Below are 10,215 nucleotides of genomic sequence, written 5' to 3'. Positions count from 1 at the left end.
CGGTTCCTGGCAAGGCGCGCCGACGAGGCGTAGCGGGGACTACGGCGAGGAGGCGCAACGCCGCCAGGGGCCGTCAGGGCCGCGACAATCGTAACGGTATTTGCGGGACAGGACACTAGAGGATCGCGCCGGTCCAGAAAAGCCCCGCGAACACCACCAAGAGGCCGGCTCCAAGCCCGCGCACGGCAAGATGCGGCAGTTGCCCCAGCCGCAGGACCTCGTCGATCTTGCGCAGCAACGCACCGGGCTCCTCGCCCGGCCACCGGTCCTTGCCCAGACGGTGAATGAAGGCAAAGGCCACATATACCAGGAGGGCGCTGAAGATACCGTAGATGGGCCCGAGCACGGCCGGGCGCGCACTGCCGAGGGGAGCCTCAAACAACACCGCCAGAGGCCAGGCGAGCAGCAAACCGACGAACAATCCGGCCAGGAAGAGGAAGAATGTCACGAAGGCTTGGCTCAAGGTTGCCGAGAACAGCAGCAACGCCCGCCCCGGCGGCAACTGGCGCAGTACGAGCACCAACCCCCCCAGGACCAGCAGCGAGCCCATGGCAAGTTCGCGCATGAAGGCGTTTACCGGGCGCAGGTGATGCAGCCATTCCACCGCCGTCCCGTCGAACGTCCGGGGCACAAACAGCACCAGCACCGAAAACAGGAACGTCACGGCCGCGAAGGGCCATACGCGGGCGATGACGGCCCAAAGAAAAGCTGCGGGTGTCAGCCGGGCAATGTCCGGGGAGTTCAGAAGGTCTCGCATGCGGGTCTCCTTGTAGCGGCGGCTGGCTGAGTATGCGGGCACACCCGCCCCCAGGCCAAGCGCCGCGAGCTGACTGCGTGGTAGCAAGCGCTGCGGCCGCGCGGGATCCGATAGGCTGAGTCACCCGTGAGCGCCGTGCCTGTGCCCACCGGTGCATTCGGGCATTAGCACGTGCCCGGCTCCCCCCGGCCAGCGCCGAATGCAAGCAGGCTACACGCTTGCGCCTCGACCTCCAGATTCTCCTGGCCCTCGAATTCGATGCCGCTGGTCTCCCCCGGCACATCGTCTCCGGCTTCACAGCTCCAGGCGACGGTGTAGGCGCCTGCCGGAACATAGCGCAGGGCAAAGAATGACAGATTCCCGGACCAGACACTGAAAAACGGCCCGGAATCGGCGCGCGCCCCAAGACCCACTGGTTCCCGGTCCAGGCCCTCGTAGAGATAGAGGCCAGCGTTAAGCGGATCCACGCAGGTGGCCAGCTGCAGGTCGGAAAATCGCACCTCGCCACTGGTGGCGGCCGTCGTGACTACATGCTCCGGCCGCAATTCGAAGTCAGTCTGACGCTCCACCAGCCCGGCGTGAAGATTGAGGTCGACTATCAGCTCTTCATCGGTGGCTGCCTCGATGCGGAAGTCGGAGTCCAGATCCAGCCGGTCCCCACCATCGACAACCAGGTCAAACTCACCCTGCGCCGTCGACATCACAAAACTGCGCTCGCGATCGACGATCAGGCGCACTCGACGGTAATCGCCGCTGCGAACGGTCTTGTCGATGAACACCGCATTCGGGAACGGGTCCTCCTCCAGCTCATCGGCGACCAGCTCAACCGTCTCCGGCGGATCCAGGTCGATCCGATGGACCTCGCCGTCGTCGCGATGCAGCTCCACGGCCTCGACGCGCAGCTCCACCTGCGCCGCGCCAACGTACTGCTGCGGGGGCATGAGCAGGGTGACGTTACTGTCGCCGGCCTCGTCGCGCTCAGGCAGGGTCAGTTTGCAGGCGGCAAGACCGGACAGGAGCATGAGCACCATGCCCGCTCCAAGAAGCTTGCGCCATGGCCCCAGCCTCCACGCCGCCTGCATTGCCGCCACAGCATTCAAGACCGCTCTGCCCCTCCCTGTCACTCAAAATCCACAGTCTGGCACAGGCCATATCGCGAAGCATTCCGGAACGATACCGCCGTGACGCTCACCACCATCAGTATGACCCACCGGTTCACCGACCGATAGCCAGACTCTATAGGCCATCCCACCTGTAATGGCTCATCGCGATGCAGCTCGGCCGCAGCGGCGGCGAGATCTGCCCGGGGCAACCGCATGGGATGCGCCCAAAAAAAACCGTCGACCCCGGCGGGGTCGACGGTTGCAGATGGATCTCACACCGGCCGGGTCAGGCCGGGGAAACGCCAGGAGGCGATTTACTTGGCGCTACCGGCGGCCTTGGAGGCAGCCTGCACGTTTTGCTGGGTCAGCTTCTGGGCTTCTTCAGCGAACTGGCGGTTCAGTGCGACCACCTTCTCGGCATCACCCTTGAAGCGCTCGGTGAGCTCCTTGGCGACGTCCTGCTGGCCCTGGATGTAACCCTGCACGTCCTGGGGCTGCTTGATCTCAAGCGCCTTGCGGACCTGCTGGAGGCTCAGCTCGGTGTAGACCTTGGAAGCCTCCACCTGCGTATTTACCAGGGCTTCCACGTGGCTGATGGTCAGCTCGGCGAAAGCGCGCGCCGGGGCGCCGAAGTAGGTCTCGAACTGCTCATTGATCTGATTTACGGTCTGGTTCGTCATGGCAACACCTTGTTGAGTTGTGAAGTAAGACAAGGATGAAGCCCTTCTCCAACCTTGTTGCGATGCACTATACTCAAGAAAGTTGTGCATTGCAACAATTTGTTGATCAGTTCTCTGCCTAGTCACCATGCAAGACGGCGACCCATCCAATCTGCGAGCTTAGGGAATCAGGGCCACGCGACCGACCACAGCGCGCTCCTCCAAGGTCTTGAGGGCTTGGCTTGCCTCATGGAGCGGAAACTGGACGCAAACATGCGGCCGCAGGCGACCCGCCTCAGCGTATTGCAGCAAAGCCGCACGGGCACGCCGGGCCTGGACCGGATCTCGGCGCCCGGCCTCGCCCGCGCGCAGACCCACGATGCTGTAGCCCTTCAGTCGTGCATGATCGGCGGGAAAGGACGGAATGTCACCGCTCGCGAAACCCACCACCAGCAGGCGCCCGTTCCACGCCAGCAGCTCCGTGCAAATCCGCGACATCTCACCCCCCACCGGGTCGTAGATCACGTCCACGCCATTGGACCCGGCGATCGTCTCCACCGCCTCGCGCAGGTTCTGCTTGCGGTAATTGACCACGGCGTCGGCACCCCGGGGACGGGCCACGGCAAGCTTGTCGTCATCGGAGCCGACGGCGATTACGCGGGCCCCCAACATCTTCCCCAGCTCCACCGCGGTGAGCCCGACCCCACCGGTGGCGCCGAGCACCAGGAGCGTCTCGCCCCGGTCCAGGCGGCCGCGGTCCACCAGGGCGTGATAGGCGGTCTTGGCAGCCACATGAAACGTTGCGCCTTCCGCGAAGCCAAACGCGGCGGGCAAGGGAATGAGCGCGGCGGCCGGCGCCACCGCCTGCTCGGCGTACGCCCCGTGGCGCATCATGACGCTGACACGGTCTCCAGCCAGCCAGCCGGAGACGTGCTGACCCGTCTCGATAATCTCGCCGGCGAGTTCCATGCCGGGGACAAAGGGCGGCTCCAGTCGCAGCTGATACTGACCCCGGGTCATCAGCAAATCAGGGTAGTTCACGCCCACCGCGCGAATAGCGATGCGGACCTCGCCGGGTTGGAGCTGTGGTGCATTCATCCATGTCTCGTCCAGCGCATCCGGCCCGGTGAGAGCACCGCAGACCATGGCTCGGTAGCGCGTCACAACCCCTCCTCGCAATCCTGTTCCAGGCTCATAAAAAGCCCGCGCCACGCCGATGTCAGTCGAGCGGAGCTCCAGGCCGAGACATCCACCGGCGCTGGGGACTCGCCGCTGAGCCAGGCGGCAAGGCGCTGCTTCAGGGCGGTGCGGTCGCCGGGCGCATAACGATAAGCGGCCGGGTACTGCTCCGGGTAACACAGGGCGTCCGGCACCAGCGGCAGCGCCCCAGCGCTCGCGGCCTCCAGCATCGCCAGACCCTGGAACTCATGCAATGCCGTGCTGACGGCGATCCCGGCGCGTCCGAGCAGCTCACGGTAGGTGGCCGCGTCGACGCGCCCGTCGGCCACCATCCGCTCGGGGAACGCCTGGCGCAGACGGGCCAACGACTCGGGCACCCGCCTCGGTCGCGCGCCGAGCAGAGCGAGCCGGAAATCGTAGCCGTCCTCCGCCAGGGCGAGTATCGCATCGGCGAAAACCTCCGGGGCCTTGTCGTATTCCCAGCGGTGATTCCACAAAATTAGGGCCGGATCTTTTTCCGGCGAAGCGTCCACGCGGTTCACGGGCACGGGGCAGATCAGGCTGCGCGCCGCCAGTCGGTCGGCCACGCCGTGCGGAGTGGCGTCGGGCAAGCGGCGCAGCAGGCATTGCACGCCCTCCAGGAAGGAATCGCGGTTGAAGCGAGAATTGAACACCAAGCGCTCAGCAGCGAGCGCGCCATAGAGCTGCACCATCTGGGGCTCGACGGAGGGGACCTGCCGTCCGCTGAGCGGGTAGGCGAACTGATTCTCGTGGAAGTAGTAATCCGCTGGCACAGACGCCAACGAAGGATGCAACCCCTTGAGCGTGGCCAGGTCGACCATGGACGTCGCCAGGATCCGGTCCGGGGGTTGCTCCGGCAGCGCGTCCAGCCAGGAGAGTGGGTTCCCGCGAATCCGCCAAGGGAAATGGCGCCCGGGCAACTCAAGGCGCTGCCAGGTCACCTCAGTGACATGGTGCACCAGCCAGTCCGCCCAGGCGGCATGGCTGTCCGTCCGGTAGGCCGACAGGAGCCAGATAGTCGGCGCGCATGGCACGATCGGATTATGCCTCTAGTGTCCTGTAACCGAAAATCGTTATCTTTTGGGCTGCCTGTCCGGCCGGGAAGTGTGGTCGCCGGGAAGTGCGCAGAGCAGATTCAGATCCTCGCACGTCTTGTTCGACCCGGATACCCGGTTTCACTGGCAGGGGATCCACCTCGCAGACCGTACGCCCATCTTCACGGAACGCGCCGTGGCGGGCACAGTAGTCATCCACCGCCTCGTTGCGGGTTGCGAACACGGGTCAGGGACTGCAGTGGACGTGGACTGGGAGCGCTACGGCTCAAAACCCCCGCCCGGCTGCCGGCTCTGGCCAACATACAACGGCCCCGCAAACGCGGGCCTGCAGAGCAGGACCTGACCATGACAACACCGTTGACCCTGGTGGATGCCATCGTCCCACCCGAGTGGGTGGACTACAACGGCCACATGAACGATGCCACCTATGCGGTGGCGTTCAGCCGCGCCGTAGACCTCTTCATCGAGCACCTGGGCATGGACGCGGCCTTCCGCAGCCGCGAGCAGCTGAGCGTCTACACCCTGGAAACGCATACGCGTTTCCTGCGTGAATCCTTCGAGCGTGAACGGCTGCTGGTGGATCTGCAGCTGCTCGACCGTGACGCCAAGCGGGCACACGTGTTCCTGCGTCTGCTGGACGAACACAGCAGCGTGCGTGCCACCTCGGAGCAGATGCTCATGGCCATGGACATGCATGCCGGCCGGCCCACCGCCTTCCGCGGTGAACCCGCGCAGCGCCTGGATGCCCTGGCGCAGGAGCACAGGGAGTTGGCGCCGCCCGATGGCGCCGGCCGCCGTATCGGCCTCGCCAAACGCTAATCACAGGGGAACCAACATGGCGTCTTCGAACCTGCAGACCCGGCCGATCGGAGCCCTGTACACCGGCGGCACCTTTGGCATGATCCCCTCGGAGCGGGGGTATGTACCTTCCTTGGACTTGCCGGGGCGTGCCGAGGCCGCTTTGGCAGACCGCACGCACCCGCCCATCCATTGGCTGGATCCGGAGACTGGGCCCCCCATTACCAGCTCCGACATCACGCCGGCGTTCTGGCATCAGCTGGCCACTGTCATCCGTCGACATGCCGGGGACTATGCCGGTTTTGTCGTCATCCACGGCACGGACACGCTTGCCTTTACGGGGTCGGCGCTCTCGTTCCTGCTGGCGGACCTCGATCGCCCCGTTGTGGTCACCGGAGCGCGCGCACCGCTGGGTGAACCCAATAGCGATGCCACGGACAACTTTCTCGCTGGCCTGCACGCGGCAGCCTCTGAGCACAATGACGAAGTTGGGCTCGTGTTTGGCGGGCAGCTCTTGCGTGCGAACCGAGCCAGCAAGCGTTTCGGCGCACCGCGGGCTCCATTCACCTCACCCCACGCCGCGCCGCTGGCCACATTCGACGAAACGCTCCTGTGGCATGACGAGCCCCCTGCGCCGAAGGTGGCGTTACCCGCCGTGCATCGACGGGACGCCCGCGTCGCCATGCTTCCCGTTTATCCGGGAATCATGGGTGCAACCCTGCGCGCAGTTCGGGACAGTGGGGCCGACGCCCTGCTACTGGAAGCCTACCCCGCCAGCGTTGGACCCGGAGCTGACGCCGACTTCGTCCAGGCGATCCGGGAGATCACGGCGAACGGGACCGTGGTTGCCGCCGTCTCCCAGAATCAGTACGGCAGCGTGCATCTGGGCCGCTACGCGTCCAGCACGCCCCTCGCGGAGGCGGGCCTGATCGGCGGCGCGGACATGACGCGGGAGGCGGCTCTGACCAAGCTGCACTATCTGCTGTGCGCCGAAGTGGCATACGACAGGATCACGGAGCTGTTCTCCAGCAATCTGCGCGGCGAATTGACCCCTACTTGATCCGACCGCAAAGCGGCGCACGCGGAAAGCGCTGTGAGCTAGTGTCCTGTAACTGGCGTGCCTTCCGGAGCCAGGGCATCCGAGCGCAAGGGTGCCAATTCCAGACCCAGCTGCTCGAGGGCGCTGTCATACTTCTCCAGAATATCCAGTTCGTCCCGGCCACCGACGAAGATGCTCCCCACCTCGAAGCTGTAGCTGTCCTGATTCTCGAGCTCGGAGAGGGTCTGCCCTTGCTCGACGTATAGGCGAACGGTTACGCCGGGGATACGCTCGCTGATACGGCGCAGTTCATCCTTATCCGGCACACGCTGCACGCGGCTGTCCTCGAACGCCCGCAGATGGCAGTTGGCGGCCATCTCATAAGGCCCGTCATTGGGCAAGGGCTGGGGCTTGCGGCCCAGGGCGATATCCACCATGTGTGTCTGGTGCGAGACACCGTGTACAAGCTCGAAGATTTCCCCGTGTGACTGGGACAGACGCGGATTGATCTCCAGCAGCCAGATGTTGTCCGTTGCCTGATCCCAGAAGTACTCGATGTCGAAGCAGGCATTGTCCAGTGCGATACGCTCAATGACCCGGCGTGTAATATTTGCCATACGGTGCTGGACCGTCTGGGGCAGAGACGACGGATACTGGTAACGGCTGAAAGATGACCGATCTGCGGCGCGCACGGAGTCGACGATCCCGTACAAGACCACCTCCCCCTGGTAGACATATCCTTCCAGGGTACATTGGGCGCCGCTGATCAGGCTCTCCGCCAGGCATGTCTCGTCCATGTCGGCAATTTCCGCTGGCATATGGTGAGCACGCAGCATCTCCCGGAAGGGGGCGATGATGTAATCCACATGCCGACAGATTTCGTCGCTGTATGCCCTGAAATCGCGTTCATCGTTGACCAAGAACCCAAGGTAGGAGCGGAAGGATTTCACCGGCTTGATCCAAAACGGCGGCGACAGTGGCATATCCCCCCGGCGGTGCACGGCGCAGGGGTCGAAGGCCCGGAACTGCGGCACATGATCGGGCGCCACTTCGAGTTGCTCCAGGCGACCCCAGTACTTGTGCTCACACTTGAGCACACTCTCCAGGCGCGGCCCTGGCAGCGCGAACCGGTCGACCAGGATCGGCAAAATGGTGGATGCCGGAAAGTCGTAAAAGGCGACGACGCCGTCCACGGACCCGTGATGCTCGGCCATGCGCGATGCCGCCTTTTCCGTCAGCGCGGGGACGTCAAAGCTTTCCACGCCCCGAATCTCGTCAAGCTCAAGGGCCGCGAGGAAATCACACTCCTTGGCCTGCGGCAGTCGCCGCAACCGCTCCATGTTCGGCGCATCCGCTCCTACCACAAAGATGCTTTTTCGCTTCATGCACTGCACTCCCAACTCGTTGTCTTCACTAAGCAAAAAAGGCTGCAAACGGGCGCCGAGGAATTCAGCCAGGACGATCCTGCAGAAGATTGGGGCGAGCCGCCGCGCACCGCTTCGCCGATGTGACTTTAGGTTCAGTGTAGCCGTCAGCAACGTGTTTGCGCAGTATTGCGACGGGCGTTGCACCTTCAGTCCGGTTCAGGGAATCGACCCACCCTTGGACGGCGCGCAATCAACTTACGTTCAACCGATACGCCTGCCAGCATCGACGACGCTCGTCTTCGATGGCCTCCACGAGCTTAACGCCGCCGACGTGCTGCATAATACCCGCATCCCCTGCGGCGCCGGTGGCCACCACCCTTTGGGATGTAGCAGCGTCGAGGCAGTACGCCCTGCAAGGTACGCCGAGCTTTGTTCGGCGCGACCACACCAGCCATCAGCCGCGCTAGGCATGGCTGTCGGTTGCATGGCATTGCTGGGCCACGTCATGTTCGTATCTATTGCTAACGGTGATACTCTCCTGAGCGTTCCGGCTGATAAACGATTTCCTCGATGTGCACACGCAGAAAACCGCCGCCAGGTTTTGGCCATTCGATTTGATCCCCCTGGGAAAGGCCGAGCAGAGCACTCCCCACTGGGGCAAGAATTGAAATTTTACTACCACTCGAATCCATATCCTTTGGATAAACCAACGTCAAATTGAACTCCTCCGATGACGAGTCGACTCTAAACCTTACTGTTGAATTCATGGACACAACGGTCGGCGGGACATCCTTCGGTTCGACTATTTCTGCCCTCGCCAGTTCGGCCTCCAACTCAGCCTTTCCAGGAAACGCGCCCTCTGGCAATGACTCCAATAAAGCGTCGAGTCTATCTGCGTCAAGCGATGAGATTACAATTTTTGGTCTAGCGTTCATAGTTACCCACGTTGATACGTTGAATTGTGTGATTCGGGTTCCGCCCAACAATGAACCATTTGACAGTGAAGCATTTCTTCGCCGTGCGCAGTCAGACGCTCAATGCCTTCCTGGACATGACCGAGGCCTACCAGCGCAAGGCCTTCGGCAGCGAGCCTGCCACGCACCCCAACAGCAACCCGGAGCCGCAATTTGCCACTCGGCTGAGTGGATCGTCTCACGCGGAGTGCTGCTCGTGTAAGCGCGAATGCGCCGCAACGACGCACCGATCCGCACGGGGCAGCGACTGCCATAGATGCCGGTGGAGTGCGCGTCACGTTGCTCCGCGCAGCAGTAAGCGCATGCCGATCAGGCCCAGCACCGGTCCCGCCGCCAGCAGCCAGGTCACGCCCGCCCCCAGGTCCTGCCACCAACCGGCGGTCAGCTCGATTGCGAACACCGTGATCAGGAAGCCGACGCTGTTCATCACGGCGAGTGAGCTGCCGACCGTCCGATCGGGTGCAGCAGCGGCGGCAAGCGCCGAGAACTGGGGCGAGTCGGCGATGACACAGAAACCCCAGATCAGCATGACCGGGATCACCAGCCACGCGGGCAGCGCGCCGAGCCAGGGCCACGTCAGGCAGACGAGGCCGGAGATGGCCAGTGCGGTTGCCGCCACCCGGGCACTGCCGAGCCGGCGACTGGCGTAGCCACCGAGTATGCAGCCGAGCGCGCCCGTGGCGATGAATGCGAAGGCGGCGAGGGATACCAGCGGGCTGTCGGCATCCCCGGCCCCGAGCACGACGGCGATCAGCAGCGGAGCCAGGGCCCAGACGGCGTACAGCTCCCACATATGGCCAAAATAGCCGAACACCGCGGCGCGGAAACGCGGCCGGCGGAAGGCGTCGATCACGGCACTCCAGTGCAGGCGCCCGGTGGCCGGCAGGTGGGGGCCGTCGCCGAGACGGGCGACCATCACGCCGGCCGTGATCGACAGCACCGACGAGGCGATCACCACCCACTGCCAGTCCCAGCCGGGCCCCAGGCCACGCACCAGGTGCGGGAAGGCCGTGCCCAGCGTGAGCATCCCCACCAGCCAGCCGAGCGCCATGCCCTTTTGCTCCGGCGCCCAGCCCGCGACGAGCTTCATGCCGATCGGATAGATACCGGCGAGGCACAGGCCGGTCGCGAACCGCCAGACCAGGCCGTCGGCCAGGCCGGACGCAAAGGCGAAGGCTACGTTCGTGCCGGCACCGGCAAGCGCACAGAAGGCGAAAATGCGGCTCGCCGGCCAGCGGTCGGCGAGACCGGATACGGCAATCG

Annotated in this window: 10 protein-coding genes; 2 read left to right on the top strand and 8 right to left on the bottom strand. The window is 64.2% G+C overall.

What is annotated here, in order from left to right; all coding sequences use genetic code 11:
* Positions 1-115 precede the first annotated feature (115 nt).
* The 5 genes from QZT63_RS10490 to QZT63_RS10470 all read right to left on the bottom strand — a co-directional run bounded on the left by QZT63_RS10490 (position 116) and on the right by QZT63_RS10470 (position 4,756).
* Complete coding sequence (locus QZT63_RS10490; protein ID WP_290650968.1) at positions 116-757, bottom strand: hypothetical protein; 642 nt, start codon at positions 755-757, stop codon at positions 116-118.
* Between the two features lie 164 nt (positions 758-921).
* Positions 922-1,788: a DUF4382 domain-containing protein gene (locus QZT63_RS10485; protein ID WP_290650966.1), complete on the bottom strand. Its 867-nt coding sequence runs from the start codon at positions 1,786-1,788 to the stop codon at positions 922-924.
* Positions 1,789-2,174: 386 nt separating this feature from the next.
* Positions 2,175-2,540 (bottom strand): phasin family protein, encoded by a 366-nt coding sequence (locus QZT63_RS10480; RefSeq protein WP_290650965.1) that lies wholly within the window; start codon positions 2,538-2,540, stop codon positions 2,175-2,177.
* A 159-nt stretch (positions 2,541-2,699) separates the two neighbouring features.
* Complete coding sequence (locus QZT63_RS10475; RefSeq protein ID WP_290650964.1) at positions 2,700-3,683, bottom strand: NADPH:quinone oxidoreductase family protein; 984 nt, start codon at positions 3,681-3,683, stop codon at positions 2,700-2,702.
* Positions 3,680-4,756, bottom strand: coding sequence for a DUF3524 domain-containing protein (locus QZT63_RS10470; RefSeq protein ID WP_290650970.1), 1,077 nt, complete (start codon positions 4,754-4,756; stop codon positions 3,680-3,682). Before QZT63_RS10470 ends, QZT63_RS10475 begins: the two co-directional genes overlap by 4 nt.
* Positions 4,757-5,119: 363 nt before the next feature.
* Here QZT63_RS10470 and QZT63_RS10465 point away from each other — a divergent pair, with 363 nt between their 5' ends.
* Together QZT63_RS10465 and QZT63_RS10460 are read left to right on the top strand one after the other, a co-directional pair.
* Positions 5,120-5,593: a thioesterase family protein gene (locus tag QZT63_RS10465; protein ID WP_290650962.1), complete on the top strand. Its 474-nt coding sequence runs from the start codon at positions 5,120-5,122 to the stop codon at positions 5,591-5,593.
* 16 nt (positions 5,594-5,609) lie between these two features.
* Positions 5,610-6,632 carry an asparaginase gene (locus QZT63_RS10460; protein ID WP_290650960.1) on the top strand — a complete coding sequence of 341 codons (1,023 nt, stop codon included), beginning with the start codon at positions 5,610-5,612 and terminating at the stop codon, positions 6,630-6,632.
* Positions 6,633-6,670: 38 nt separating this feature from the next.
* Here QZT63_RS10460 and QZT63_RS10455 read toward each other — a convergent pair whose 3' ends face one another.
* From QZT63_RS10455 to QZT63_RS10445, 3 genes are all read right to left on the bottom strand, one after another.
* Positions 6,671-7,996 carry an ATP-grasp domain-containing protein gene (locus QZT63_RS10455; RefSeq protein WP_290650959.1) on the bottom strand — a complete coding sequence of 442 codons (1,326 nt, stop codon included), beginning with the start codon at positions 7,994-7,996 and terminating at the stop codon, positions 6,671-6,673.
* 503 nt (positions 7,997-8,499) lie between these two features.
* The gene (rnk, locus tag QZT63_RS10450) at positions 8,500-8,913 is read right to left on the bottom strand and encodes a nucleoside diphosphate kinase regulator (RefSeq protein WP_290650957.1); all 414 of its coding nucleotides are present in this window, start codon (positions 8,911-8,913) and stop codon (positions 8,500-8,502) included.
* A gap of 313 nt (positions 8,914-9,226) precedes the next feature.
* Positions 9,227-10,215: MFS transporter (locus tag QZT63_RS10445; protein ID WP_290650955.1), on the bottom strand; the 989-nt coding region annotated here is incomplete at its 5' end.

Origin of the sequence: Aquisalimonas sp. (assembly GCF_007120195.1) — a bacterium.
Lineage (GTDB): Bacteria > Pseudomonadota > Gammaproteobacteria > Nitrococcales > Aquisalimonadaceae > Aquisalimonas.
This window is presented reverse-complemented; position numbering and strand designations above follow the sequence as displayed.